Origin of the sequence: Marinifilum sp., from assembly GCF_965230805.1 — a bacterium.
In the GTDB taxonomy this organism is placed as follows: domain Bacteria; phylum Bacteroidota; class Bacteroidia; order Bacteroidales; family Marinifilaceae; genus Marinifilum.
The window spans coordinates 2,066,549-2,093,536 of record NZ_OZ246019.1; the positions used below are offsets into that span (position 1 = coordinate 2,066,549).

Sequence of the window (26,988 nt, forward strand, 5' to 3'; positions counted from 1 at the left end):
AAATAAGAATGATTAAACACAAATGCTAATGATTGTTTTGAACTTGCTGCTTGCATCCGACAAATGAAAATAATTATAAACAGATGAAAAGATTTTTATCAATCCTGTATGCACTTGCCACTGTATTTATTATTGTGGGAGCACTATTTATTTTGCAGGCTGAAAGTTATGGTTTAGCATTGTTAACCTCTGGGCTTGGTTTAAATATCTTATATCGAATTCTAATTTTACGTCTGCAAAAATTCAAAGTATTTAAATTGCACGATTTTCTAAAATTATTAGGAATACTAATTATGATTTTTGCTTGTGTATTGATTTTTACTAATTCCGAGTATAAATTTAATATATTGATTTTATCCGTGATTGTAGATGTGATTATTAATTATAAAGAAATTACCTTGAAAACACAATAGAAAAAGGAGCTTGTGACCAGCAAGCTCCTTTTAACATCCCTAGTTATTTTCCTAAATAGCAATATTCTTTCGAGTATTCGACGAAGAATATATTTCGTTAATATTTTGTTTTAATACAGCTTCAATTTTTTCTTTCAATACAATATTTGACTCTGAGAATTTAAAAGGAATGGTAAAATAAAATATAGAACCATCACCTAAACTAGAATCGATGTATAGTTTACCACCAAGAAATTCTACAATTTCCTTACTGATGCTTAATCCCAATCCTGCACCTGAATGTTCTCTTGTGTAAGAGTTATCCACTTGGGTAAATTTATTAAATATTTTTGCTTGTTCCTGATCACTGATACCAGGTCCTGTATCTTTCACATAGAAAAGAATATTTTGTCGATCCTGAATTGCACAGCCAAAGTCTATTTCTCCTGAGATGGTAAATTTAATGGCATTATCTAGTAAATAAGATAAAACTTTATTCAGCTTTTTGTGGTCAGTAAATATTTTGTTTTCACTCAAATCTTCTGTGTAGTTTAAAACTAAGTTTTTACCACTCATATTTATTTTTTGAGTATAGGAAGAATACAAGTTGACAAGTAATTCGTGAACTTCAACTTCCGATTCAATATATTCTTGCACACCGCTTTCTAATTGTGAAAGCTCAAGAATCCTATTAAAAAGCTCCAGTAGCTCTTTGCTACTCGATGTAAGTATTTTTGTAAATTCATTACGATCTTGTTTCGATAAAGAATCGTCACGAAGAAGTTCCGATGCCCCTACAATCGCATTCATAGGCGTTCGAATTTCATGCGACATGTTTGCAAGGAATGCATCCTTCAGCTTTTCGGTCTCTTTCAGCTGTGTTTGCGCTTCTTTCAATTGTCGCTGCAATTCTTTATATGTAGGACGTTTCTCCATGTAAATGAATTGGACTTTAATTTTGTTGATTTCTTGATCAAAGCCTAATGTAGGCTCAATCAAATACATCTAAAAAAATGTGATTATTAAAATAGATTATGAGAATTGGTTAGACTAAGATGTCGTCATCTATCATTTTGTCTTGGAAACCTCCAAGGATATGGTCTAACTTTTGAATTGTTAATACTTCTGTAGTATTCATAGTATGATGGATGGATATGATACAGGTAAATATATACATTACCATCTACTAATTCAACTATTTATACCAGAATATCGTCATCGATCATTCTTTCTCTAAAACCACCATTAATATTATTAAGATCTTCTGTGTTTAATACTTCAAAATTATTCATTGCTATTTTATTTGGTCGTTAATTATTAGGGAAATAATTTTTTGAAAATTTGGATTACTATGGTCGAGTTGGAGTTACACTAGAATTTCATCATTAATGCACTTATCATGGTACCCACCATTAATATTTTTAAGATCTTCTGTGTTTAATACTTCAAAATTATTCATTGCTATTTTATTTGGTCGTTAATTATTAGGGAAATAATTTTTTGAAAATTTGGATTCCTACGGTCGAGTTGGAGTTACACTAGAATTTCATCATTAATGCACTTATCATGGTACCCACCATTAATATTTTTAAGATCTTCTGTGTTTAATACTTCAAAATTATTCATTGCTATTTTATTTGGTCGTTAATTATTAGGGAAATAATTTTTTGAAAATTTGGATTCCTACGGTCGAGTTGGAGTTACACTAGAATTTCATCATTAATGCACTTATCATGGTACCCACCATTAATATTTTTAAGATCTTCTGTGTTTAATACTTCAAAATTATTCATTGCTATTTTATTTGGTCGTTAATTATTAGGGAAATAATTTTTTGAAAATTTGGATTCCTACGGTCGAGTTGGAGTTATACTAGAATTTCATCATTAATGCACTTATCATGATACCCACCATTAATATTTTTAAGATCTTCTGTGTTTAATACTTCAAAATTATTCATTGCTATTTTATTTGGTCGTTAATTACTAGGGAAATAATTTTTTGAAAATTTGGATTACTATGGTCGAGTTGGAGTTACACTAGAATTTCATCATTAATGCACTTATCATGGTACCCACCATTAATATTTTTAAGATCTTCTGTGTTTAATACTTCAAAATTTTTCATTGCTATTTTATTTGGTCGTTAATTACTAGGGAAATAATTTTTTGAAAATTTGGATTACTATGGTCGAGTTGGAGTTACACTAGAATTTCATCATTAATGCACTTATCATGGTACCCACCATTAATATTTTTAAGATCTTCTGTGTTTAATACTTCAAAATTTTTCATTGCTATTTTATTTGGTCGTTAATTACTAGGGAAATAATTTTTTGAAAATTTGGATTACTATGGTCGAGTTGGAGTTACACTAGAATTTCATCATTAATGCACTTATCATGGTACCCACCATTAATATTTTTAAGATCTTCTGTGTTTAATACTTCAAAATTTTTCATTGCTATTTTATTTGGTCGTTAATTACTAGGGAAATAATTTTTTGAAAATTTGGATTACTATGGTCGAGTTGGAGTTACACTAGAATTTCATCATTAATGCACTTATCATGATACCCACCATTAATATTTTTAAGATCTTCTGTGTTTAATACTTCAAAATTTTTCATTGCTATTGGATATTTTTTAGTTTTTAAGAAAATAATTACACCCCTTTATTCTGATTTTTAGAAAAAGGTAACCCTCTGATTGAAGATTTTTTAAAAAAAACTGTATATATTTAAATCCTTTAAAGAAATAAGGCGTATATAAAGCATTGTTTCTAAGAAGATTAAGAAAAACTACTTAAGCGTGAAAAAAAATCTAAAAAAAGTTCTGCTTTTCTCTGTTTTGCTTGTTTTACTAATTGGTGAGAACAAGAATATGGCTTTTACTTCCTCTATTAATACTAAAGATCAAAAACTTCTAATGATTAATCCTGACACTACTCTTGTGAATCAGGTAAATCGGGGCTTGGAATTTTATAAATCTAGGGAGTTTGTATATGCTGAGCAATGTTTTGATAATGCGATAAAAACTATTCAAAAAGGCGGAGTAATTGATAAAAATATGATTTATCGTACTTATGTAAATTTTGGTGTTATTAAAGCTAGGCTTGGAAAGAGAAGAGATGCTCTAAGGTACTATAGTTATGCTGAAAAGTTAACAATAAAGAATTTTGGAGGTAAGTCGTCTAGGCTCGTGCCAATTTATGTTAATAGCGGTAATATGTATAATGATTTGTTAGATCTATTTAAAGCCCAAGGATATTACGAGAAAGCATTATCCTTAATTGGGGATAATGAATCAAGATATTTACCTCAAATAAACAATAACCTTGGAAATATACACTACAAAAAGCAAGAATATGAAATAGCATTAAATTTTTACAAAAAATCATTGTTTATAAAAAATAATAATAATGATAGGAATACTACATCAACCCTAAATGGAATTGCAAATTGCTATAAACAATTAAAAAATTTTTATGAAGCGGATTCATATTATTTACAAAGTATTAATAATATTAAAAGTTTTGGTGACGAAAATCATTATAAATTAGGAACCTTATATTTGAACTATGGGATATTTCAAAACGAGATTAATAATAAAGAGAATGGATTAAAATTTTTGAAATTAGCTTATAATATTTATTTAAATAATTATGGTCAAAATCATCCAGATGTTGCTCATTGTTTGTTAAATTTTGGTGACTTTTATATGGATAACCAACAGAACGAATTTGCTTTGCGATATTATCAAAAAGCAATAATTTCTGAATTAGATAATTTTTCTGACACTACTATTTATACTAACCCCATTTTAGGCGAGATTGAACCACAAATTTCCATTTTAACGATTCTAAAATCAAAAGCCAATGGCCTTGCTCAACTCTATTTTGAAAAAGAAAATCTGGATGACTTAAAATTTAGTCTTGAAACTTACGATTTATGTTTTGATATCATTGATAAGATCAGGATTGGTTATCAAGATGAAGAGAGTAAATTAACTTTATCCAGTAATGAAAAGGAAACTTATACAAAGGCAATTAACATAGCTGTCCGGCTTTATGAGATAACGAAAGATCCTATCTATAAAGAGAAAGCTTTTAGATATTCGGAACGATCAAAAGCGGCAAGTTTGATGTCCTCTCTGAATGATGAGAATGCAAAGAATATTGGAGGAATTCCTCTTGAATTGCAAGAAGAGGAGATGCTTCTTAGAAAAGATATAGCCAGTTATCGTGAGAAAGTATACGAAGAAAGAAAAAAAGCTCAACCAAATCGAGAGACAATTTCAGAATGGCAGGCAAAGTTGTTCGAACTGAACGAAAGATACGACCAAATGGTTCTACGATTTGAGAAAGAATATCCCAAGTATTATGAACTGAAGTATAAGAATGCAACCATTAAGCTCTCCGATTTACAATCAAAATTGGCCTCTGATGAAATACTGTTGGAATACTCCGTCTCTGATACTTCTTTATTCACATTTGTTATTACTACAGATTCTTTTGATATCATAACTAGAAATTTGGATATTGATAGTTTAGATCAGCATATAGAGGAGCTTAGGAGTTGTTTAAGAACAAATGAATTCGCCGAAAACAGCGCTGAATATTATCGGAGTTATACCAAATCTGCATATGAATTATATCAGATTTTTATAGAGCCTCATAGTGTATCAATTCAAGATAAAAAATTAATTATTGTACCGGATGGAAAAATGGCTTACGTTCCTTTTGGTGTATTAATCAAGCAAAAGGCGAATCTAGATAGAATGAATTATCGTGATTTGGACTATCTATTAAAATCGCATGCCATTACATATCAAAACTCTGCTACTATCGGATATTCTGTTGAATCTGCAGGTTTCAGCTTTTCAACTTCCAAATCGGTTTTGGCTTTTGCACCATCTTATAAGGGTATTAATGATTCAATACTATATACAGAACGCACCTATAGAGATAAGCTATATCCTCTTCCATATACTAAGGAAGAAGTGAATAATATCTCTCATGTAATGAAGGGAGATTTATATCTTGATGATCTGGCTACAGAACAAAATTTTAAAGACCATGCAAGTGATTATGATATTCTTCATCTTGCCATGCACACTATAATTGATGATGAGAACCCGATGTATTCGAAACTTGTGTTTACACAAACGCATGATTCATTGCAAGATGGTCTACTAAACACACATGAGATTTATAATATGAATTTCAACTCAAGAATGGTTGTATTAAGTGCTTGTAATACTGGAGATGGTAAACTTTTAAAAGGTGAAGGGGTAATGAGTTTAGCACGTGGTTTCTTTTACGCTGGATGTCCTAGTATTATTATGACATTATGGACTGTCGAAGATCAAACGGGATCTAACTTAATGACTAATTTCTATACCTTTTTATCACAAGGATTGAAAAAAGATGAAGCCTTAAGACAGGCTAAATTAAAGTATTTAGAAACTTCTGATCCTTTAAAATCTCATCCATATTTCTGGTCAGGATATGTTACCATGGGTGATGTAGATCCACTATACGATTTCGATTTAAATAATAATATTGTATACATGGGATTGGGAGGTTTATTCATCATTTTATTATTCATATTCAGAAAAAAGATAGCAAGAAGAAAAGTATAACTTATACTAATACCCCTGAGTTCCGCACTTTTTTCAGGCAAAAAGATTTAAGTCGCACTATTACAGGGTTATAAGTTCTTTTTAGTTGGATGTTTGGGTGTCCCAGGCTTATATTTGCACTATGTTTGTGAGAAAAAAGAAGAACAATAGTGGTGTTGTCAGTGTGCAAGTCATTGATAAAAGCTCTGGAAAATACAAAGTGCTTAAAACTATCGGCAGTTCTTGTTCTGATACTGAAATAGAAACTCTTTACCAACAAGGACTTGATTATATCTCGCATTATGAAGGTCAACAATCTTTTGATTTTACAGTACAGGATTTCAAGGAAACCGTCAAACAAAGCATACGAAACATTTCAATTGAAGGTGTCCACCTGTTACTTGGCAGGATTTATAATGAAATTGGATTTGACACTGTTTGTAACGACCTTCTAAAACAATTAGTACTGGTTCGACTGTCACACCCGGCAAGTAAGTTAAAAACGACTCAGTATTTACACAGATACTTTTCGATAAATATAAAAGAAGACAGGATATACAGGTATTTGGATAAAGTCTATTCTGATCACAAAGAAACGCTTCAGCAAATTAGTTATCAGCATACCAAAAAGATACTTGGCGGTATCATCAGGGTTGTTTTCTACGATGTTACAACAATTTATTTTCAAATTGATGATGAAGATGATTTAAGAAAACGAGGCTTTTCCAAAGAAGGAAAACACCAGAATCCGCAAATCGTATTGGGGCTACTTGTTGGTGTTGAAGGCTATCCGTCAGCATATGAAATTCATGAAGGTAACAAGTTTGAAGGCCATACAATGCTTCCCATTATTGATGTTTTTAAAGACAAATATGATCTGGATAAGCTAGTTGTTATAGCTGATTCCGGCTTACTCTCATCTTCTAATGTCAAAGAACTTCAGAAGAAAGGTTATGAGTTTATTCTTGGCGCACGCATTAAAAATGAAAGCAAGGCGATTAAAGAAGAAATACTCGCTCTGAATCTCAAAGATAAATCCAGTGCAATTATTCCCAGAACCGATGGAACAAACTTAATTGTCGGATATACTGACAGAAGGGCTAAAAAGGACAGGCATAATAGGGAAAGGGGGCTGATGAAGTTGGAGCAAAGGATCAAATCAGGTAAGCTGACCAAGTCATCGATAAACAATAGAGGATACAATAAGTATTTACAACTGGAAGGAGATATAACTATCAGAATCAATCATGGAAAATTTGAAGAGGATGCAGCATGGGATGGACTGAAAGGTTACATGACCAATACAACACTTTCAAAGGAAGAAATCATCAATAATTATGGCCAGCTATGGAAAATCGAGAAAGCCTTTAGGGTTGCAAAGCATGACCTGAAGATCAGACCAATCTACCATAGACTGCAAAAAAGGATTCAGGCGCTTATCACCATCAATTTTGTAGCCTATAAAGTTTACAAAGAACTTGAGAGGCAACTGAAGTTAAAAACAGACAAAATGAGTCCCGAAAAAGCCATCGACATCGCCAAATCAATCTATGCAATCGAAATCTCAGATCCCAAAACTGGCAACACTTTTAAAGAAACTCTACTTCTAAATGATGAACAAAAACATCTAGCTAAATTATTTGATTTCTAATTTGGGTGTCCCAGTGCGGAACTCAGGAGAAACATGTTGGAAAGGTTATAAATTATTTATTAGCTTAATTAGTTAGAATCATCAGTTTTATTCCCCCCACAATTGTAAATTAAGGGAATCTACTTTTTCTTTATTTAGTATAAATGTTCCACTTTCATTATAATCTTAAGCCAAAAAAATGAGTCTCCTTAATTTCTCCTAAACTTCCAAGATAAAAATCATCCAAATCGGAAGTAGGATTTCCTTTACGTACATCTGCCTCAAACTTTCTTATTACCTTTAATTTGGCCATTGGATTAGGATCTGTAACCAATTTTAATGAATCCTTTATTTTTTGAAAAGGATATTTTATATACCAGCTATTTTTTAAAATATCACTATTGTTTTCATTTAATTGTAATAAACCAATTGCCGCTCTATTTTCATTCTTCAAATTGATTTCATCTGGTTTAAGATTCATATACAATGATACTTTTTCATTTTCAAAGTCAATTTTCAATGCGGGCTTCCCAAATGGTCTTTTTTTATCATTATAAGTAACCGCATCTGCAAAAAATTGTGGTTCAATGTTCCCCTTCTTCAATTCTTCAAATAATAAACTTCTCCAATTTAGTTTATTAGCTATTTGATAAATAGTATCTTTTACGTTTTTCACAATATTTTTAGCATTATTCTTTAGTCCAAAAAAATGACGATGAAGAATAAAATATTTTAGATTCATCGTATCTTTATTGTGTAAAAAATCTGGGATACCATTAATAATATAATCATCATATAACTTTTGAGATAATTGAATCATATTTCCATCATTCTCATTTGTTCCATATCCCTTTCCAGTACTTACTATATTTTGATCTTTGAGAAATATTTGATAATATTTTCTTCGCAAATCTATATTCAGTGTAGAATTATATTGTTTCTGAAGTTTTGGAAATTTTTTATTAAAACTTTTCCACTCATTACTATTCCTTAAATCTAAAAAAGCACTGGATTCAAAATCCTCTTTTGAATAACCATGCAAAACCAATTTTTCTGCTAATTCTAAAGCAGAATCAAACTTTTTACAACGAATAGCACATAAACAGGCATTATGAATATCCTTATAAAAACCCTTTTCATACTCCTTAAATATTTGGCTATATAAATTCAAAGCTTCATCAAATTGGTAATTTGAAATTAATAGTTTAGCAGTATTACACTTCTTGTGATAAGTGATGTAATTATTCTCGGAATATGAGTTATTATAGAAATAACAAACTATTAAAATTAGGTACACTATTTTTTTCATGGTAATAACAATTTACATCATCCAAGAAAATAATTTCTTGGATGATACTTAATTAACTTCTTAAAGACTATAATGGGTTAGCATGAATATATCACAAATTACCATCTCCATCACAAAATTCATGAGCATAACCACCGTCGCCAGTTGGACCACTGCCTGTATAAACGTCTTCTTTACACTGAACACCACCAGAAATTGAGGAAAGTTCATTTTTATTAATCTGACTCTTCTCAAACAATTTTGAATCTAAAGTTTTCATTTGTATAAAAATTACAGCACTTCCTTCCTCCTACAATAGCCAATTGCACAGGTCATCTCGTTTAGCTAGCTTTGCCCTTGATCAGAGTAGCTCAGCTACCAAAGTCGTTTCCGGGTTGAGAATGGACAATTTGTTTGCTTGCTCCCGAGCGACTTTATAAATGCGCATTATTATTTTAAGTCTACTAAATAAAAAAGGTTCACCGCCATTTTGGGCAGTGAACCTTTTTTATTGAACAAAAATTGCAATTTATATATATTCTATAATGTAAGTTCTTAAAACTCTAGAGTATCTAATATTAAAATCTTCATCTTTTATCGATTCTATTAACCTAAAAAGATTTCGCTCAGAAATACCTAAAAGACCGGCAAGTTCTTTTGGACAACCCGTGGATTTATTTTCCGCCAATTTTAATATTTGCTTCTTCAAAAATTCATTTTCTGTAATATTCATCGTTTGTGGTTAAATCATTTAGGCTACACCTATTAATTACAGTAAAATTTAAAGGTAAGTCTGTAAAATGTTAGAATTCGAAAATCATTTAATTTTTAATGATAATCCCTTGGCTTGATCTGTGGCTGATGGCTCATCATTTATTTTTGTAGAGTAGTTGCATGCAAAATCTATACAGCATGCAACTTCACTACAGTTCGATTGTATTTCAAGCTCCTTCGCGAAAATTGAATAATTCTTCGCAATTTTATGGAATCCATAGGGTAAAACATGCTGTCCATAGCCTTAAAAATAGATTCCTTCGAAGCTTTTACCCCTCCATAGCCTGCATTTGTAAAATCATAGCCTAAAAACATCGTCCATAGCCTAAAAAAGCCGTCCATAGCCTCAAAAGCTCGTCCATAGCCTAAACAAATCAATCTTCGTAAGGGTTTCAGAAGGTTTAGGCTTCCAATTTTTCCTTATCCGTTTTGTTTTTAGCCCTTAATTCTCTGAAATACTCGCTACCATATAATTCAATTCTTTCCTCATCTCTCCAGAAAACAAATCGTCCGGCAGTTCGCACTGCATCAACGGCTTCTTTTAAAATGGTATATGCTCTGTCGCGCATATCTTTAGCCGAAGTAGCATTTGCAGTTTTTGCACCGTGTACACCTGCCAGTAAATCGCTGCATTCGTGAGACATGCTTTCAGCCTGATCGAATAGCGCCATATCAATACTATTGGCTGTTAACTGATCGGGATTACCCTTTCCTAAATTGGCCAAATAGGCTAAATCCATCGCCAAATCGTCGTGTCCGTTACCTTCAGCAATGCGATCGACCCTGTCTTTTAAATCTTTATCGTTTCTATAGGCAAACCTACAGTAGTGCAACAAGGTATCTCTTAAATCATAAGCTTTTGGAGCCAGAACCTTCCACTCTCCTTCAGCATCCGATTTGCCTTTAAATACTTCGTCCCACAATATCTGGGCATACTTGCAGCCAAAAGCACGTGTTTCCAACTCATCAATCAATACAAGGTCAATATCTGTTTTAATAAGCTGATCCTTGTCTTGCATCGCATTTTGATTCAACTTAAGAGCCTCATTAATTGCGGTTTCAACTGGTAGGTTAGGAGATTTTACATCCTCTTTACGGATTGCAGTGTATTTTTCCAATAACAATTCGTAACATTCTTTTTCTGTCATTTTCATGATGTTTTAGGGTTAAAAATTCAGATAACTTTATCTTAAAAATATTTAAAACGAGAATCAAAGTAAGAATAATCTCGAATATATGAAAAACAAAAGCGTATTATTTGTTCATCTATCATCTTAACTTTGTTACTTATAGGGAATAATACCAGATTTTATGGGCTATACAGAAGAAATTTTTTTTGAAGATTTTATGAACAATTAGCAATTACTGCCAACCTCGATTCTTACCCTTATTTTTGTAAGATTCCTGCCTTTTCTGACAGGAATAACATCGCACTCATTGGATTTGTAAATAACGTGAGTTCGTCGTAAAATAGCACTGTCCTGCTAATATCTTCTTTTACAGGGATGTAAAAAATATGTGTAATGTTTTTCTCTCTTTTCTCGAAGTTATTCGCAGTTTTAGGTTGAAAAATAGTCATCTGGTAATAAAACACAATCAAATTAAAAGTCATAGCCTGACAGGTACAACTTGCTTATAGGCAGAGCATAACCTGTCTGAAATTTTTAAAATGATGTTTGATGCCCTTAATCAATTGTTTGCTTCTAACAGACTCATGCTTTATTGTTAATATTCTTATAAGAAGTAAAAAAAAGGGGGGTAGCTCCTTGATCTTAGTAGCTCGAAGCATGATGTAAATGCCGAGGCCAGCGCTCATGCTATGTATTTTTTAGTATTCGAACCGAAAATATCAGATTTACTATTTTGTTTTCTGCAATGATTTATACCGCTTTAATTTAGAAACAAAAACCCGTTCTAATCATAGAACGAGTCTCTTTTGGTATAGCAAGTTATTTAACGTGAGTTCGACGTAAAATTCTATCCCCAGAAAGTTATATTTGCGATAGATTTGCATTAAAAATTTGGAAAGAATAGCGGGCTATTTTGAGGAATTTTTAATGTGAAGATGTCGTAAAGAGAACTTTCCATTATGTGTTTGCCTGCTTTAGGCATAAATTTCCTCAAATCTTCTTGAAATATCCCGATATTCCTTCGAAAATTTGAGAAAATTTCTACTCAAAATCAGATCAAACTGTGTACGAATTTTACGTCGAACTCACGTTATTTAGTCTAAACCTCCGGTTTTTCGTAGCAATTTCATATTTAATATTTTTATTCTTCTGCCGTTGGTTTCGATAAGATTATCTACTTTAAACTCCGATAACAAACGTATTATCGATTCGGTAGCCGTGCCAACCATATTCGCTAATTCCTCACGCCTGAGCGATATGTTTATTGTACCGTCATGATCTAATCCAAATGTATCTTCCAATTGAACCAGCACTTCGGCAAGGCGTTCGCGAACCGATTTTTGTGCAATATCTGTAATGTGATTGTTGGCTTCACCCAGTTCGGCACAGGTAATTTTCATTAACTGCAAAGCAAAATTTGAATTCTCCTGGATTAACTTGGTAAGAATGTTGGCAGGAATAAAACATACTATTGCATCATCAATAACCTTTGCCGAGGTACAAAAACGTTCGTGACTGAGAACCGATCGAAATCCAATTAAATCGCCTTCTTTGGCGAATCGAATAATTTGTTCTCTACCTTCAACTCCTGTTTTAAATACCTTTAAAATCCCTTTAAAGAGAAAAAAGCAACCCTTGGCAAAATCCCCTTCCTTATAGATTAAACTTCCCCTTTTTTCAAAGAGTACATTTTTATCCAAAAATAAAAGGTTCTGATCTTCTACACGAAGGTTTGGAAATTTAACACCGAATTTCTTAGCCAACTGATTGCAGTTTGGAAGATTAATTTTTCTTTTCATCAGCCGATAATCTATATCCATTTATTATCCCGATAGCAATCGGGTGAGAGCTGAAAGATTGAAATAAGAATTTCAGCAATGCCTGTTTTATTTCAATCTTTACTCTATAAACTTATTATAAATCCATTTTTTATACCATCCGAAAAACAATTCAAAACAGAAGTCTCCAGAAGTTTTAATCATTATTTAATTGTAGTTTAATTTCTTTTAGAATTAGGTCTAAATATAGCAATTTCAGATTTATTTCTCCAATAAGCTTTGCAGCACTTATATCAATTAAAATCATACCCAATACAGTCCAAAAGTATCACCAACAAACCCATTATATCCAGATTCAAAATCTTATAAATTGCACTTGTCTACTTTTAGTTTAAGCTAAAGTTGAGCAAAAAAACAGTGACAATTTATTCTCGTGATGCGTAAATTTATTTTAATTTTTGAGAGGAAAAGCACATTATTCAAATGTTTTTAATGAAATTTATGCGAAAAGCATCACGGACATCTATCACAAATAGAACTTTCCGAAGATGGTATTTTAATTATAACTCACAATAATATATCAATCATGAAGCGAGCATGATTAAAATAATGATTCAACACACACGATAATGATTATTTGGATTCTGTGGTTGGCATGTAGCAAATTCAAAAAATTATAAACAAATGAAACACAAAATTGAAATGAAATGGCTGGGAAATCTTGCCTATAAAACCCATATGGATGGGCACGAATTAATAACCGACGCAGGAACACAGCTTGGTGGTGAAGGCAAGGGTGTTAGTCCAAAAAAATTAATGCTTACGGCACTAGCCGGTTGCACAGGCATTGATATGGCGATGATTTTAAAAAAATGCGGGTAATTGTAGATGATATCAAGGTAAGGGTTGAAGGGGAACTAAGCGAAGAACAGCCAAGTTATTACAAAAACATGCATGTAATTTATGAATTTACCGGCAAGGATTTACCCCATAAAAAAATAGAACGCGCCGTTAAATTATCGGAAGAAGAATATTGTGGGGTAAGTGCTTTATACAAAAAAGCCATTCCGGTAAGCTCGGAGATTATATATCACGAAGATTAAAACCAGAAAATCGAAATCCCAAAATTCAATAAATAAAGTTATTTATTGAATTTTGGGATTTGGTTTTATATAAAAAAAGCCTCCCACCAATTTTGGAAGACAATTGATAAACCTTTTTAAAAACCTGCTGCTGTAAATTGTTTCAGGAATCGAATGTCATTCTCGAAAAACAATCGAAGATCTTTGATTCCATATTTTAGCATGGTAATGCGCTCAATTCCCATTCCCAAAGCAAATCCTGAATATTTTTTGCTGTCTATTCCGTTTAATTCCAAAACATTTGGATCAACCATACCGCATCCCAAAATTTCCAACCAACCAGTACCTTTACAAACATTACAGCCCTTTCCTCCACACAGCGAACAGGTAACATCAACCTCAGCCGAAGGTTCGGTAAAAGGGAAGTAGGAAGGACGCAATCTGATTTTGGTTTTCTCTCCAAAAAATTCTTTTGCGAAGTAGCTAAGTGTTTGTTTCAAATCTGCAAACGAAACTTTCTCATCCACGTAAAGTGCTTCGATTTGATGAAAAATACAATGTGCACGAGCCGAAATTGCTTCATTACGAAATACCCTACCCGGGGTTAAGCAACGAATTGGCAATTCCATTTCCTGCAAATCGTGAACCTGCACCGATGATGTATGTGTACGTAAAATCACATCCGGATTTTTCTCGATAAAAAAAGTATCCTGCATATCACGAGCCGGATGCTCTTCGGGGAAATTTAAAGCCGAAAAGTTATGCCAGTCATCTTCAATCTCGGGTCCTTCGGAAATGGTGAATCCCACGCGGGCAAAAATTTCTGTAATCTCGTTTCTTACCAAAGAAAGTGGATGACGAGACCCCAATTCAATCGGGTCGCCTGGTAAAGTTAAATCCAATCCCGACTTAACGAATTCAGCACCAGTAAAACTCTCCTTTAAGGTATTTACTTTATCCATTGCAACTGTTTTAAGCTCATTTAAAGCTTGTCCAACAGCCTTTTTCTCTTCATTAGGAACCGTTTTAAAATCGGCAAACAAGGAAGCGATACTACCTTTTTTACTAAGGTGTTTAATTCGAAATTGTTCTACCTCTTCCAGTGTACTGGCCGAAAATCCATTCAGCTCATCAAGCAGATCTTTAATTTTGTCAAGCATGATATAACTTCTTTATTTATTGCAACAGTGCGCAAAGTTACAAAACTTTTATTTATCGAGACAAAAGCAAATATCTATTTAACGTGAGTTCGACGTAAAATTCTATCCACAGAAAGTTATATTTGCGATAGATTTGCATTAAAAATTTGGAAAGAATAGCGGGCTATTTTGAGGAATTTTTAATGTGAAGGTGTCGTAAAGAGAACTTTCCATTATGTGTTTGCCTGCTTTCGGCATAAATCTCCTCAAATCTTCTTGAAATATCCCGATATTCCTTCGAAAATTTGAGAAAATTTCTACTCAAAATCAGATTAAACTGTGAACGAATTTTACCTAGAACTCACGTTAACTAATACTTTAAAATTTTCACTTTCATCTTTACATCAGTATAAGGTCTATCGTTTCCATCGGTTTTTAGATTTACAATTTTATCTAACACCTCTATGCCACCAATTACTTCGCCAAATACTGTGTAATTATAATCAAGATGCGGAACGCCGCCAATTGTAGTATATGCTTTTCTTTGTTCAGGGCTAAACTCCAATCTTTCACTGGATGCATTATAATCAAACTCGATTGATTCTTTTATCTTATTCGCAATAGCCCGAAATTCCGGCACATTCTTAGCCTTTTTGAGTGAGTCAAGAATATGCCTTTTATTTGGAGTAAGGTATCTTTTCACAATTCGCTTTCTTAATGGAACGTTTACTTCCTTTTCCATTGCTGTTAATTCAGCATTGGTAAATACTCGTCCATGTGCAATATAGAATTGCGATACATCCGATTCTTTAAAGATATTCACCTTATCGGGTTGGCGTGGCGAAGCCAAAGCTCCCTTTTTGTGGAAAAACTCAGGGCGAAACTCCGATTCTATAGTTCTGTTGGCACTACCATAACCAATCATCTTGCCCGGAGGGGCATTTCTCGAATCCTGTGATCCTCCCTGTGCAACAAAACCTTTAATAACGCGATAAAAGAGCGTACCATTAAAATGCTGATTCTCGACCAACTGTAAAAAATTTTGTCGATGCTTCGGGGTTTCTTTATATAGCATGATTTTTAGATTCCCTAAATTGGTTTCAATAAGAACAATTGAATTGGTACTTTGAGCTAAAACAGGAGTGCAATTCAGTAGCCATATAATAAGTGCTATAAAGATTTTGAACTTTCTCATTTTCTATCATTAAAAAAGCATCACTCAAATAACTTCAAAACAATTTCCGAAGGGTTAATTTCTATTGTAGGATTTTTATTTTCATACGAACATCTTTCAATGGACGATCATATTCATCCTTTTTAACTTTTGCAATGCTATCTATGAATTGAATACCTTTAATAACCTCTCCAAAAACGGTATAATTACCGTCTAAATGTGGTATTCCACCTATTGATGTATAAGTATCCACTTGTTGCTGCGAAAAGTTAATTCTCTCAGTGGCAAAAATTGAATCAACTTTAAATTGAATTCCATCTATAAGTGCACTAAGCTTATCCAATTCACCTTCGGTTTGATACTTCATTATATCCTTAGCATTTTCTTTCTGAACTTTTTCAAAAATACGATTCTTAAGCCTATCATTTAATTTTACCCTTAAAGAATCTAAGCCCTCTTGGGAATAGACCATTCCTTGTGCCAAATAAAATTGAGAACCAGCAGATTTCTTATCTGGATTAACATCATCTCCTTCGCGAGCTGCTGCGATAACCCCTCTTTTATGGATTAAATGCGGTTTGAATTCTGCATCGATTTGGTAACCAGGTCCACCTTCTCCCAATCTGGTACCAGCTTTAGCATTTTTAGAATCAGGATCGCCTCCTTGTATCATAAAACCATCAATAACCCTGTGGAATAAGGTACCATCAAAATAGTGAGCATGTGCCAGTTTTATAAAATTATCACGGTGCAAAGGAGTCTCGTCATATAACTTGATTTCAATGCCTCCATATTCTGTTTCGATTTGAACTATTCTATTTTTCTTGCCTAATTCCAATTTTTGTTGGCAAGAAACAAATGCGAATACTATTGCTAGATAAACTATTTTTCTCATAAATGAACCAAGTATAAATTAATCGTTTAAATATCCATTATCTTTAAAATATTCCACAATCGAGGATTTTAGCAATTTCTCCTCTTTGTCTTTAGAAAAAGGAGGAACCATTTTATTTTTAATAAAAATAGGCCAATTGTCATCATCATATCCTTTAATCGAGTAATAGTTCCATTTCATCAACAAAGTACAAGTCGCCAAATCAATATGATCCCATTTTTCTTCCTTTGAATAGCTTTCCTGAAAACCTAAACCTCGTTCCTGTATACCAATTAAAAGTAGTGTTCCATTCAAATCAGCATCAACATTAAATTCTTCCGAAATTTTATATAAAAGACTGTTCCAGTCTCGTTCCAAATTATTCTCCATTGTATCAATTTTTTAAGAATGATAAAAATAAAGCTTTCCACCAAAACTATCATACAACTGAAATATTTTTTTAATTTTTTTAAAATTTAAATTTGCAGATAAAAATATTCCAACTTATATTTGCATCGCTTTTAAGGGCAAGGGGCGATTAGCTCAGTTGGTTCAGAGCACTTGGTTTACACCCAAGGGGTCATAGGTTCGAATCCTATATCGCCCACAAAAGCAAAATTTCAATAACAAAGGGCGATTAGCTCAGTTGGTTCAGAGCACTTGGTTTACACCCAAGGGGTCATAAGTTCGAATCTTATATCGCCCACAAAAAACGATCTTTGCAAGAGGGTCGTTTTTTTTGCTTAATAGTTTTATTATTTCGGATCAAACTGGATCAAGCAAACTGCCTTCTAAAATCGGATCAAGCGGAAAACGTGTGGGACGTGTATATTTCATGCATATGTTTCTCCGGTCTAACAATCCAAAATGCCCCATTTAAAGAATAAGTAATTCAACAAAGCGAATAGTTTATTATGCTATTTTAATGTAGAACTTAAATATTCAAATTGTACAAAACTCTTACATTCATTCCTTACAAGTTCATCACAAAAAAATAAGCTTTTGCCGTAACCTAAAACCAATATTAATAGTATATTGCTGAGGTTTATGATAATAAATTCAAAAAAACACAAATTTCTATAAAATCATTTAAACATTATTTTATTCATTTTCAATCATTTACATGTAGGATTGATATTTTTTTAATTTTTTTTACTTTTTGAGGGTTACCTTTTTGCCATAAAAGGAATAAAGGGATAGAAAATATGGATTACACTACTGAAGCGATACTTGAGGGAATAAGTATGAGCAACAACGATGTATTAAACTACATCTACAAAAAATTCTTCCCTAGTATTCGCAATTTTATTGAGAACAATAATGGAAACGAGGAAGATGCACGCGATCTTTTCCAAGAAGCCATTATTGTAATCTATCGAAAAATGAAAAAAGAGCCGTTGGTTCTTACTTGTAACTTTAAAACATACATCTATTCCATTTGCAGACTTTTGTGGTTAAAGCAGCTTGAGAGGAGAAAGAACAGTAATGAAATTAATTCGGAAGGTGTTTTGGATAACAGATTAGATGAAGTTTCTGAAACTTATGACCAAACTGAGAAGTACAGACTTTATCAGAAACATTTCCAAAATCTTGGACCGGATTGTAAAAAGATTCTTCAGCTTGCTCTTGACAAAATCTCACTTAAGGAAATTGCCGAAATTATGGGCTTTAAAAGTGAGAAGTATGCGAAAAAAAGGAAATTTCAGTGTAAACAAACGCTGATAGATAGTATCAAAAATGATAATGAATTTAAAGAAGTATATGATGAATGAAATGAATTTTGACCGTATTGAGGATTTCCTTGATGGTGGATTGTCTGACGATCAGCTAAAGGAATTTGAGAAGGATCTGCTTGATGATCCGGATTTACAGATGGATCTGGATTTACATCAAGAGGTTGACGAGGCCATAGTCGAAAATGACATTATGAACCTTAGAAGTAAATTAGAGGCAATAGAGTTACCCAAGAAAGAGGAGCAAAAGCGCAAGTATAAATACCTTACCAAGTGGAATATTGTTGCTGCTTCATTGGCTTTATTCATAGGATTGGGTAGTTTAATGTTCCTGGTAAATAACAAGGGTACATACTCCAATGAGAAGGTATATAGTAACTATTATAAGCCCTATGAAATCGTAGTAAATACTCGTTCGGCAGACGCCAATATAGATAATATGCTGGTAACTGCTTTAAAAAGCTACGAAGCAAAGGACTATCGGACTGCCCTTAAGTTGTTTAAACAAATATTAGATAAGGACAGTACAAATATTACAAGTAACTTTTATTCAGGAATTTCCAACCTTGAAATAAGCGAGTATCAAAAAGCGAATAAAAACTTTACTAAAGTTATTCGTCATAAGAATAACCTGTTTATAGAGCAATCCGAATGGTATCTTGGTTTTTGCTATTTAATGACTAATGAAAGAGAAAAAGCCATTAAACAATTCAATATCATTGCCAAAGGAAATAGTTTCTATAAGGCGAAAGCTCAGGAAATTCTTAATAAGTTGGAATAGATTATACTCATTCATCTACACATATATTAAAGCTGCACAATCTAATTGTGCAGCTTTCTTTATTATGACCTTAGACACAGCTTTTATACACATCATAGCAGTTATATAAGGAAATGTGTATCACTTTAAGAACCTTTTAGTGATGATAAAAAAAAAGGAAGAGCGCTAGTAACGGTTTCGTTTTTAACAAGAATAAACTCAAAAGAACAATAAGCCAACTTGCTTAATGGTATTAGTATAAGTTATACTTTTCTTCTTGCTATCTTTTTCCTGAGTTCCGCACAGGGACACCCAAATTAGAAATCAAATAATTTAGCTAGATGTTTTTGTTCATCATTTAGAAGTAGAGTTTCTTTAAAAGTGTTGCCAGTTTTGGGATCTGAGATTTCGATTGCATAGATTGATTTGGCGATGTCGATGGCTTTTTCGGGACTCATTTTGTCTGTTTTTAACTTCAGTTGCCTCTCAAGTTCTTTGTAAACTTTATAGGCTACAAAATTGATGGTGATAAGCGCCTGAATCCTTTTTTGCAGTCTATGGTAGATTGGTCTGATCTTCAGGTCATGCTTTGCAACCCTAAAGGCTTTCTCGATTTTCCATAGCTGGCCATAATTATTGATGATTTCTTCCTTTGAAAGTGTTGTATTGGTCATGTAACCTTTCAGTCCATCCCATGCTGCATCCTCTTCAAATTTTCCATGATTGATTCTGATAGTTATATCTCCTTCCAGTTGTAAATACTTATTGTATCCTCTATTGTTTATCGATGACTTGGTCAGCTTACCTGATTTGATCCTTTGCTCCAACTTCATCAGCCCCCTTTCCCTATTATGCCTGTCCTTTTTAGCCCTTCTGTCAGTATATCCGACAATTAAGTTTGTTCCATCGGTTCTGGGAATAATTGCACTGGATTTATCTTTGAGATTCAGAGCGAGTATTTCTTCTTTAATCGCCTTGCTTTCATTTTTAATGCGTGCGCCAAGAATAAACTCATAACCTTTCTTCTGAAGTTCTTTGACATTAGAAGATGAGAGTAAGCCGGAATCAGCTATAACAACTAGCTTATCCAGATCATATTTGTCTTTAAAAACATCAATAATGGGAAGCATTGTATGGCCTTCAAACTTGTTACCTTCATGAATTTCATATGCTGACGGATAGCCTTCAACACCAACAAGTAGCCCCAATACGATTTGCGGATTCTGGTGTTTTCCTTCTTTGGAAAAGCCTCGTTTTCTTAAATCATCTTCATCATCAATTTGAAAATAAATTGTTGTAACATCGTAGAAAACAACCCTGATGATACCGCCAAGTATCTTTTTGGTATGCTGATAACTAATTTGCTGAAGCGTTTCTTTGTGATCAGAATAGACTTTATCCAAATACCTGTATATCCTGTCTTCTTTTATATTTATCGAAAAGTATCTGTGTAAATACTGAGTCGTTTTTAACTTACTTGCCGGGTGTGACAGTCGAACCAGTACTAATTGTTTTAGAAGGTCGTTACAAACAGTGTCAAATCCAATTTCATTATAAATCCTGCCAAGTAACAGGTGGACACCTTCAATTGAAATGTTTCGTATGCTTTGTTTGACGGTTTCCTTGAAATCCTGTACTGTAAAATCAAAAGATTGTTGACCTTCATAATGCGAGATATAATCAAGTCCTTGTTGGTAAAGAGTTTCTATTTCAGTATCAGAACAAGAACTGCCGATAGTTTTAAGCACTTTGTATTTTCCAGAGCTTTTATCAATGACTTGCACACTGACAACACCACTATTGTTCTTCTTTTTTCTCACAAACATAGTGCAAATATAAGCCTGGGACACCCAAACATCCAACTAAAAAGAACTTATAACCCTGTAATAGTGCGACTTAAATCTTTTTGCCTGAAAAAAGTGCGGAACTCAGGAAAAAGTAGATTCCCTTAATTTACAATTGTGGGGGGAATAAAACTGATGATTCTAACTAATTAAGCTAATAAATAATTTATAACCTTTCCAACATGTTTCTTTATTTTTAGGCTTCAAACAAATTATGAACTCCTACTTAGCTTGAAAAAGCAATTTCCTCACTTTCGTCAGTTGGATGCCATGGATTGTGGCTCAACTTGTTTGCGCATGATAGCAAAGTTCACTGCCAAAAATGGCGGTGAACCTTTTTTAATTTAGTATGCTTAAAATAATAATGCGCATTTATAAAATCGCTCGGGAGCAAGCAAACAAATTGTCCATTCTCAACCCGGAAACGACTTTGGTAGCTGAGCTACTCTGATCAAGGGCAAATCTAGCTAAACGAGATGACCTGTGCAATTGGCTATTGTAGGGGGAAGGAAGTGCCATCTAATAATAAGAAAAGATGAAAAAGAATCGTTTTAATGTAATTAATGAGTCCAAATTTGAAAGATTATCAAATAAAGATATGCAAAACTCTAAAGGAGGATGGATTTGTGTTTCATGCAAAAAAAGACAAAGGAAAGTACCTATTGTTATTGGTAAATCTGCTTAATTGATGATTTAACTAACGGCTGATATTTGGTTATCAGCCACTTTTTTTATTTTAAAAATGAATAAGAAGTATAAATTTATTATACCAGTAGTTGCTATTTTTTCTGCACTAACTTCATCTGCTCAAACTAGTGAAAATCATTTAAAATTATTAAACCCGTTAAGCATTATTACAAAAGATGATTTGCTAAAAGATAAAAATGCACTTAAAAAGTTTCATCCTGGCGTATTTAAGAATTTTTCTGAACGTAAATACGATTCATTAATCGAAGCCGTTTCTATAACTTTACCTAAGGATTCCGTTACTGAAACTCAAAAAAGTTTAATAAGGCGTAAGGTGCTTGATATTATTATGTATGAGGATCCACACCTGAGATTTGTTCCTAAACTCACTACAGTAAGTGGCAAAAAATTAAACTTTAAGAGTATAAAAGTATTACCATGTGATTTTTTATGTATTAATGATACTTTGCTTGTTCATAAATCCTATAGTCCTTCTATTAATAAGGGAGATAGAATAATTTGTATAAATGGAGAAAATTCTAAGGACTATTTAAACTCATCTTACAGAGATAGATATTCACCTGCTATTTTATTACAAGCCCCGCACCATTTAAAGTTTAGCCATAGTTATAATTTATTAATTGAAAGAGATGGGAAGAGGAAGGTTATAAATGTAGATGGAATATCACTTACAAAAACCATTTATAATAAAGCTCCTTTTTTTGAACAGGTATTTTCGGATTTCGAAACAGGTTACTTTCGTATTAGTAATTTTGATTTCAACAAGCATCTAGTTACTCGTTTACGTCGTTTTCTTAAGAAATTAGAAAGGGATAATATAACGAATTTGATTATTGATATTCGTGAGAATAAAGGTGGTTCAGGAGATCGATTTGATGAAATCTTCTCGATGTTATCAAATAAAAAGAAATTAATATACCAATCAGATGCTAAGATTAAAATTTCAAATGATAATTATAAGGAATACAACTTTAATAAAGATATGATTGGAGAAGTAGTTTCATTACCAGAGAAGGAATTGGTTAAGGAATTTGCTTTAGATTCTACAAAACTTATTGGGGAAATAGATTGTTTCGTTTTGGTTAGTCGTGATACAGGATCGGTGGCTGCTAGTTTTGCCAATATTATGAATTATAATAATATAGGAACTTTAGTGGGAGAACCATTGTCGCATAATGCCTTAAAGTATGGTGATGTTATAATTGCCAAAAGAGACAATTCAAGATGGGTTATTTCTACCATTGAATATGTTGAACATTCAAATTCACAGGATGGGATACTGTACCCAGATATTTATATCCCCTTTAAAGCCAATGAATATCTTAAAGGTGGAGATCCTGTTTTAGAAGAATGTTTAGATTTAATAAAAGCTAATTCAAAAGAAAATTAAAAGAATAATGGAAAATTTAAAATGGTCTAGATATAATTTCCTTTTGAATTCTAGTCGACATGGGAAGTTTATTTATAATTCTTATACAAATACATTTTTAGAATTGGATGATTCGTTGTTTGAAGATTTTAATTCATTATCTCAATCCAAAAGTGTACAAAAAGATCTGAGAGATATCTTTTCGCAAGAAGAGTTAATGTATTTTAAGGATAACTATATACTAAATGAAAGTGATGATGATTTGGTTGATATAATGCATCATCAAAGTATGGCAAGAATTTTTGATAAAAAACATCTTGTATTAACAATAGCTCCAACCCAAAACTGCAATTTCAATTGTTCATATTGTTATGAAAAATGGCGTAATTCAGGAAGTATGAGCGATGAGACAGAGGATGCTTTAATTAAACATTTGAATGAGCTAAAAGTAACATTTGGACTTGAAACTATTAATCTTACTTGGTATGGTGGTGAACCTTTATTGGAGCATATGAGAATTGCTTCATTAGGCAAAAAAATTAATAAACTAGGCATAAAAATTATTGAATGTGAAATTATCACTAATGGTTATTTGTTTAATGAGAAGAATGTTCAAACTTTGATTGATGTTGGTGTTAATCAGGTTCAGATTACGATTGATGGATTTAAGGAAATTCATGACCAACGACGTCCACTTTTGAGTGGTATTGGTACATTTGATAAAATCATCAAAAATCTGGATTTCTTTTTTGCAAATGAGAATAAGGATAAATTGACAATTGCTCTGAGGGTAAATATTGATAAGTCAAATTCTGACACATACTTGGAAACATACAATTGGCTTAAAAGTCGCTATCCCCAGGAGAATTTACTGGTATATCCGGGTTGGATTTATTTAGATGAAACCAATGAGAAAAAATGTGATTGTTTCGGAAGAAATGAGGCTACGGATTTTTGTTTAGATTTAAGTAAAAATAATGGTATCGTTTCAGAAAAAATATTTCCTGATGATATTAATATGGAATGTTTGGTTAGGAATCCTAATAGTTTAATTGTAGGATGGAAGGGAGAGATTTATAAATGTTTTGAGGATTTAGGAAATGAAGAGTTAATTGTAGGGAGTTTGCATGATAAAGATATTTGGACAAATCAAGAGCTTATTTCTAAATATTCTGTGGGAATTGATCATTATAATGATCCAAAATGTATAAAATGTTCTTATTTACCAATTTGTAATGGCGGATGTCCTCTAAGGCGACTGGAAAATAAATATCATGGAAAGTCTAATGATTGTTGTACTCCTTTTAAAGGCAGGTTGAATGATTATTTAGAACTTTACTACGAGAATATACAAAGGAAATAAACCTTATGGTATTCATGTAGTAAATTCTTAAGCTTGAAACCTTATGGTTTCAGGCTTATTTTTGTTTATTTTTAGGCTTGAAACAAATTATGAACTCCTATTTACCTTGAAAAAGCAATTTCCTCACTTTCGTCAGTTGGATGCCATGGATTGTGGCCCAACTTGTTTGCGCATGATAGCCAAGCACCATGGCAAGAATTATACACTTCAATCTTTACGCGATAAATCGCACATTACCCGCGAAGGGGTTTCGATGTTGGGAATTGCTGATGCTGCTGAAAGTATCGGAATGCGTAGTATAGGTGTACGCATTTCGTTCGATCAGTTGGCCAAGGAAGCGCCATTACCAGCTGTTTGTCACTGGGGACAAAACCATTTTGTAGTAGTTTATAAAGTGGAAATTAAGAAGAACAAAACAACAGTACATGTTGCCGATCCTGGTTCGGGCTTGCTTAAATTCACCAAAGATGAATTTATTAAACAATGGGCAAGTACGCAAAGTCAAGGAGAGCTAAAAGGCCTGTGTTTGTTGTTGGAACCCACACCTGATTTCTACAAGCAAAAGGATGAAGATGTATCTCGTAAGAAAAGCATTGGTTTTTTGTTAAGATATCTTAAGCCTTATCGCAAATTCATGATTCAGTTGGTTTTGGGAATGCTGTTTGGCTCTTTGCTACAACTAATTTTTCCATTTTTAACGCAATCTGTTGTCGATATTGGTATCAATACTCAGAATCTTAACTTTATTTATTTGGTGTTGATAGCACAATTGGTGCTATTTATTTCCCGAATGTCGGTTGAGTTTATACGCTCCTGGATATTATTGCACATTTCAACAAGAATCAACATTTCTTTAATATCTGATTTCCTGATTAAATTGATGAAGCTGCCAATTGGTTTCTTCGATATTAAAATGATTGGGGATCTGTTACAAAGAATTCAGGATCACACAAGAATTGAAAATTTCTTGACATCATCTACCTTGAATGTATTGTTCTCGATGGTGAACTTATTGATTTTTGGAGTTGTACTGGCGGTTTACGATATGACTATTTTCCTGGTATTTATATTGGGATCAGCCTTGTACATCATTTGGGTAAATCTTTTCCTGAGAAAACGTCGAGAGTTGGATGGCAAACGATTTGCTCAAATGTCGAACAATCAGAATTCCTTGGTGCAGCTGATTACCGGAATGCAGGAAATTAAGCTGAACAATTGCGAGAAGCAGAAGCGTTGGGAGTGGGAGCAGATACAGGCTGAATTGTTTCAGGTTCGTACCAAAGGCTTGGCGTTGAATCAATATCAAGTTTCAGGATCGATCTTTTTTAATGAAACTAAGAATATCATTATCACATTTCTTGCTGCAAAAGCAGTATTAGATGGCGGAATGACTTTGGGTATGATGCTGGCGGTGCAATATATCATTGGTCAGTTGAATTCTCCGCTTGATAATTTGGTACAGGTCATCCATTCCTGGCAAGATGCTAAGATCTCTTTAGAGCGTTTGGGTGAAATCCACGAAATGCAAGAGGAAGAGATTGAGGCGGATCAAAAACTCACCGAAATCCCCGATGAAAAAACCATTGATATTGAAAATGTGAGCTTTCAGTATGAGGGTCCGCATTCCGAAATGGTGTTGAATCAGGTAAATCTAAAAGTAGAAGAAGGCAAAACAACGGCAATTGTTGGTGCATCGGGAAGTGGAAAAACCACTTTAATTAAGTTGATGCTTGGTTTTTATCCTAGCACCAAAGGCAGAATTTCCTTGGGAGGCACAACAATAGAAAACTATAGCTCGGCCATGTGGCGTCAAAACTGTGGTGTGGTAATGCAGGATGGTTTTATCTTCTCCGATACCATTGCCAAAAATATTGCTGTGGGAGTTGAGCATATCGATAAAAAAAGGTTGTTATATGCTGTTCAGGTGGCATGTATCGATAGTTTTATCGAAAGTTTGCCATTGCGTTACAATACCAATATTGGTGCTAACGGACATGGATTAAGTCAAGGGCAGAAACAACGAATTTTAATAGCTCGTGCAGTATATAAAAATCCGGAATTTCTGTTTTTTGATGAGGCCACCAATGCATTGGATGCCAATAACGAGATGGCCATTATGAAGAAGCTAAATGAATTCAACAAGGGCAGAACGGTTGTTGTGGTTGCGCATCGCTTAAGCACAGTGCGAAATGCGGATAAAATCATTGTTTTGGAGAAAGGTGAAATTGTAGAGGAAGGCAGTCATGAAGAGTTAACGGCACTTCAAGGAAAGTATTATCAGTTGGTAAAAAATCAACTGGAGCTCGGTAATTAGATCCTGATTGTTATGA

At 33.1% G+C, this 26,988-nt stretch carries 30 protein-coding genes and 2 tRNA genes; 12 read left to right on the plus strand and 20 right to left on the minus strand.

What is annotated here, in order from left to right; all coding sequences use genetic code 11:
* Window positions 1-83: 83 nt before the first annotated feature.
* Complete coding sequence (locus ACO05S_RS08215) at window positions 84-413, plus strand: hypothetical protein (RefSeq protein ID WP_421921036.1); 330 nt, start codon at window positions 84-86, stop codon at window positions 411-413.
* 51 nt (window positions 414-464) lie between these two features.
* Here ACO05S_RS08215 and ACO05S_RS08220 read toward each other — a convergent pair whose 3' ends face one another.
* From ACO05S_RS08220 to ACO05S_RS08265, 10 genes are all read right to left on the minus strand, one after another.
* Window positions 465-1,397 carry a sensor histidine kinase gene (locus ACO05S_RS08220; protein ID WP_421921037.1) on the minus strand — a complete coding sequence of 311 codons (933 nt, stop codon included), beginning with the start codon at window positions 1,395-1,397 and terminating at the stop codon, window positions 465-467.
* A gap of 194 nt (window positions 1,398-1,591) precedes the next feature.
* Window positions 1,592-1,690 (minus strand): ComC/BlpC family leader-containing pheromone/bacteriocin, encoded by a 99-nt coding sequence (locus tag ACO05S_RS08225; protein ID WP_421921281.1) that lies wholly within the window; start codon window positions 1,688-1,690, stop codon window positions 1,592-1,594.
* 68 nt (window positions 1,691-1,758) lie between these two features.
* Window positions 1,759-1,851: a bacteriocin class II family protein gene (locus ACO05S_RS08230; RefSeq protein ID WP_421921038.1), complete on the minus strand. Its 93-nt coding sequence runs from the start codon at window positions 1,849-1,851 to the stop codon at window positions 1,759-1,761.
* A 74-nt stretch (window positions 1,852-1,925) separates the two neighbouring features.
* Window positions 1,926-2,018 (minus strand): bacteriocin class II family protein, encoded by a 93-nt coding sequence (locus ACO05S_RS08235; RefSeq protein ID WP_421921038.1) that lies wholly within the window; start codon window positions 2,016-2,018, stop codon window positions 1,926-1,928.
* Between the two features lie 74 nt (window positions 2,019-2,092).
* The gene (locus ACO05S_RS08240) at window positions 2,093-2,185 is read right to left on the minus strand and encodes a bacteriocin class II family protein (protein ID WP_421921038.1); all 93 of its coding nucleotides are present in this window, start codon (window positions 2,183-2,185) and stop codon (window positions 2,093-2,095) included.
* A 74-nt stretch (window positions 2,186-2,259) separates the two neighbouring features.
* On the minus strand, window positions 2,260-2,352 hold the full coding sequence (locus ACO05S_RS08245) for a bacteriocin class II family protein (RefSeq protein WP_421921038.1): 93 nt from the start codon (window positions 2,350-2,352) through the stop codon (window positions 2,260-2,262).
* Window positions 2,353-2,426: 74 nt separating this feature from the next.
* The gene (locus tag ACO05S_RS08250) at window positions 2,427-2,519 is read right to left on the minus strand and encodes a bacteriocin class II family protein (RefSeq protein ID WP_421921039.1); all 93 of its coding nucleotides are present in this window, start codon (window positions 2,517-2,519) and stop codon (window positions 2,427-2,429) included.
* A 74-nt stretch (window positions 2,520-2,593) separates the two neighbouring features.
* On the minus strand, window positions 2,594-2,686 hold the full coding sequence (locus tag ACO05S_RS08255; RefSeq protein WP_421921039.1) for a bacteriocin class II family protein: 93 nt from the start codon (window positions 2,684-2,686) through the stop codon (window positions 2,594-2,596).
* A 74-nt stretch (window positions 2,687-2,760) separates the two neighbouring features.
* Entirely contained in the window at window positions 2,761-2,853 is a 93-nt protein-coding gene (locus tag ACO05S_RS08260) for a bacteriocin class II family protein (protein WP_421921039.1), read from the minus strand.
* A gap of 74 nt (window positions 2,854-2,927) precedes the next feature.
* The gene (locus ACO05S_RS08265; protein ID WP_421921039.1) at window positions 2,928-3,020 is read right to left on the minus strand and encodes a bacteriocin class II family protein; all 93 of its coding nucleotides are present in this window, start codon (window positions 3,018-3,020) and stop codon (window positions 2,928-2,930) included.
* A 181-nt stretch (window positions 3,021-3,201) separates the two neighbouring features.
* Here ACO05S_RS08265 and ACO05S_RS08270 point away from each other — a divergent pair, with 181 nt between their 5' ends.
* Together ACO05S_RS08270 and ACO05S_RS08275 are read left to right on the plus strand one after the other, a co-directional pair.
* Window positions 3,202-6,033: a CHAT domain-containing protein gene (locus ACO05S_RS08270; RefSeq protein WP_421921040.1), complete on the plus strand. Its 2,832-nt coding sequence runs from the start codon at window positions 3,202-3,204 to the stop codon at window positions 6,031-6,033.
* A gap of 121 nt (window positions 6,034-6,154) precedes the next feature.
* Window positions 6,155-7,663 (plus strand): IS1634 family transposase, encoded by a 1,509-nt coding sequence (locus tag ACO05S_RS08275; RefSeq protein ID WP_421918485.1) that lies wholly within the window; start codon window positions 6,155-6,157, stop codon window positions 7,661-7,663.
* Window positions 7,664-7,820: 157 nt separating this feature from the next.
* Here the strand turns inward: ACO05S_RS08275 and ACO05S_RS08280 are convergent, their stop codons facing one another.
* The 5 genes from ACO05S_RS08280 to ACO05S_RS08300 form a co-directional block, all read right to left on the minus strand.
* Window positions 7,821-8,951: a hypothetical protein gene (locus tag ACO05S_RS08280; RefSeq protein WP_421921041.1), complete on the minus strand. Its 1,131-nt coding sequence runs from the start codon at window positions 8,949-8,951 to the stop codon at window positions 7,821-7,823.
* A 91-nt stretch (window positions 8,952-9,042) separates the two neighbouring features.
* A complete protein-coding gene (locus ACO05S_RS08285) occupies window positions 9,043-9,210 on the minus strand; it encodes a bacteriocin (RefSeq protein WP_421921042.1) in 168 nt (55 codons plus the stop codon).
* A 249-nt stretch (window positions 9,211-9,459) separates the two neighbouring features.
* Complete coding sequence (locus ACO05S_RS08290) at window positions 9,460-9,663, minus strand: hypothetical protein (RefSeq protein ID WP_421921043.1); 204 nt, start codon at window positions 9,661-9,663, stop codon at window positions 9,460-9,462.
* A gap of 442 nt (window positions 9,664-10,105) precedes the next feature.
* Complete coding sequence (locus ACO05S_RS08295) at window positions 10,106-10,852, minus strand: hypothetical protein (protein WP_421921044.1); 747 nt, start codon at window positions 10,850-10,852, stop codon at window positions 10,106-10,108.
* A gap of 1,076 nt (window positions 10,853-11,928) precedes the next feature.
* Window positions 11,929-12,633 (minus strand): Crp/Fnr family transcriptional regulator, encoded by a 705-nt coding sequence (locus tag ACO05S_RS08300; protein WP_421921045.1) that lies wholly within the window; start codon window positions 12,631-12,633, stop codon window positions 11,929-11,931.
* Window positions 12,634-13,296: 663 nt separating this feature from the next.
* Between ACO05S_RS08300 and ACO05S_RS08305 the strand changes: the two genes are divergently transcribed.
* Both ACO05S_RS08305 and ACO05S_RS08310 read left to right on the plus strand, forming a co-directional pair.
* Entirely contained in the window at window positions 13,297-13,494 is a 198-nt protein-coding gene (locus ACO05S_RS08305) for an OsmC family protein (RefSeq protein ID WP_421921046.1), read from the plus strand.
* Complete coding sequence (locus ACO05S_RS08310) at window positions 13,485-13,715, plus strand: OsmC family protein (protein ID WP_421921047.1); 231 nt, start codon at window positions 13,485-13,487, stop codon at window positions 13,713-13,715. Before ACO05S_RS08305 ends, ACO05S_RS08310 begins: the two co-directional genes overlap by 10 nt.
* A gap of 116 nt (window positions 13,716-13,831) precedes the next feature.
* On the opposite strand, the gene pheS is transcribed toward ACO05S_RS08310, so the two are convergent.
* From pheS to ACO05S_RS08330, 4 genes are all read right to left on the minus strand, one after another.
* Window positions 13,832-14,854: a phenylalanine--tRNA ligase subunit alpha gene (gene pheS / locus ACO05S_RS08315; RefSeq protein WP_421921048.1), complete on the minus strand. Its 1,023-nt coding sequence runs from the start codon at window positions 14,852-14,854 to the stop codon at window positions 13,832-13,834.
* Between the two features lie 349 nt (window positions 14,855-15,203).
* Window positions 15,204-16,028 (minus strand): peptidylprolyl isomerase, encoded by an 825-nt coding sequence (locus ACO05S_RS08320; RefSeq protein WP_421921049.1) that lies wholly within the window; start codon window positions 16,026-16,028, stop codon window positions 15,204-15,206.
* 61 nt (window positions 16,029-16,089) lie between these two features.
* Window positions 16,090-16,902: a peptidylprolyl isomerase gene (locus tag ACO05S_RS08325; RefSeq protein ID WP_421921050.1), complete on the minus strand. Its 813-nt coding sequence runs from the start codon at window positions 16,900-16,902 to the stop codon at window positions 16,090-16,092.
* Between the two features lie 18 nt (window positions 16,903-16,920).
* Window positions 16,921-17,271 (minus strand): hypothetical protein, encoded by a 351-nt coding sequence (locus ACO05S_RS08330; protein WP_421921051.1) that lies wholly within the window; start codon window positions 17,269-17,271, stop codon window positions 16,921-16,923.
* A 142-nt stretch (window positions 17,272-17,413) separates the two neighbouring features.
* On the opposite strand from ACO05S_RS08330, the gene ACO05S_RS08335 reads away from it, so the two are divergent.
* The 4 genes from ACO05S_RS08335 (at window position 17,414) to ACO05S_RS08350 (ending at window position 19,395) form a co-directional block, all read left to right on the plus strand.
* Window positions 17,414-17,488, plus strand: a tRNA-Val gene (locus ACO05S_RS08335).
* 24 nt (window positions 17,489-17,512) lie between these two features.
* A tRNA-Val gene (locus tag ACO05S_RS08340) sits at window positions 17,513-17,587 on the plus strand.
* 499 nt (window positions 17,588-18,086) lie between these two features.
* Window positions 18,087-18,653 (plus strand): RNA polymerase sigma factor, encoded by a 567-nt coding sequence (locus ACO05S_RS08345; protein ID WP_421921052.1) that lies wholly within the window; start codon window positions 18,087-18,089, stop codon window positions 18,651-18,653.
* On the plus strand, window positions 18,619-19,395 hold the full coding sequence (locus ACO05S_RS08350; protein ID WP_421921053.1) for a tetratricopeptide repeat protein: 777 nt from the start codon (window positions 18,619-18,621) through the stop codon (window positions 19,393-19,395). Before ACO05S_RS08345 ends, ACO05S_RS08350 begins: the two co-directional genes overlap by 35 nt.
* Window positions 19,396-19,691: 296 nt before the next feature.
* Here ACO05S_RS08350 and ACO05S_RS08355 read toward each other — a convergent pair whose 3' ends face one another.
* On the minus strand, window positions 19,692-21,200 hold the full coding sequence (locus ACO05S_RS08355; protein WP_421918485.1) for an IS1634 family transposase: 1,509 nt from the start codon (window positions 21,198-21,200) through the stop codon (window positions 19,692-19,694).
* A gap of 760 nt (window positions 21,201-21,960) precedes the next feature.
* On the opposite strand from ACO05S_RS08355, the gene ACO05S_RS08360 reads away from it, so the two are divergent.
* The 3 genes from ACO05S_RS08360 to ACO05S_RS08370 all read left to right on the plus strand — a co-directional run bounded on the left by ACO05S_RS08360 (window position 21,961) and on the right by ACO05S_RS08370 (window position 26,972).
* Window positions 21,961-23,316, plus strand: coding sequence for a S41 family peptidase (locus tag ACO05S_RS08360; RefSeq protein ID WP_421921054.1), 1,356 nt, complete (start codon window positions 21,961-21,963; stop codon window positions 23,314-23,316).
* Between the two features lie 7 nt (window positions 23,317-23,323).
* Complete coding sequence (locus tag ACO05S_RS08365; RefSeq protein WP_421921055.1) at window positions 23,324-24,658, plus strand: radical SAM protein; 1,335 nt, start codon at window positions 23,324-23,326, stop codon at window positions 24,656-24,658.
* Window positions 24,659-24,764: 106 nt separating this feature from the next.
* The gene (locus ACO05S_RS08370) at window positions 24,765-26,972 is read left to right on the plus strand and encodes a peptidase domain-containing ABC transporter (protein ID WP_421921056.1); all 2,208 of its coding nucleotides are present in this window, start codon (window positions 24,765-24,767) and stop codon (window positions 26,970-26,972) included.
* The last annotated feature ends 16 nt before the right edge of the window (window positions 26,973-26,988 follow it).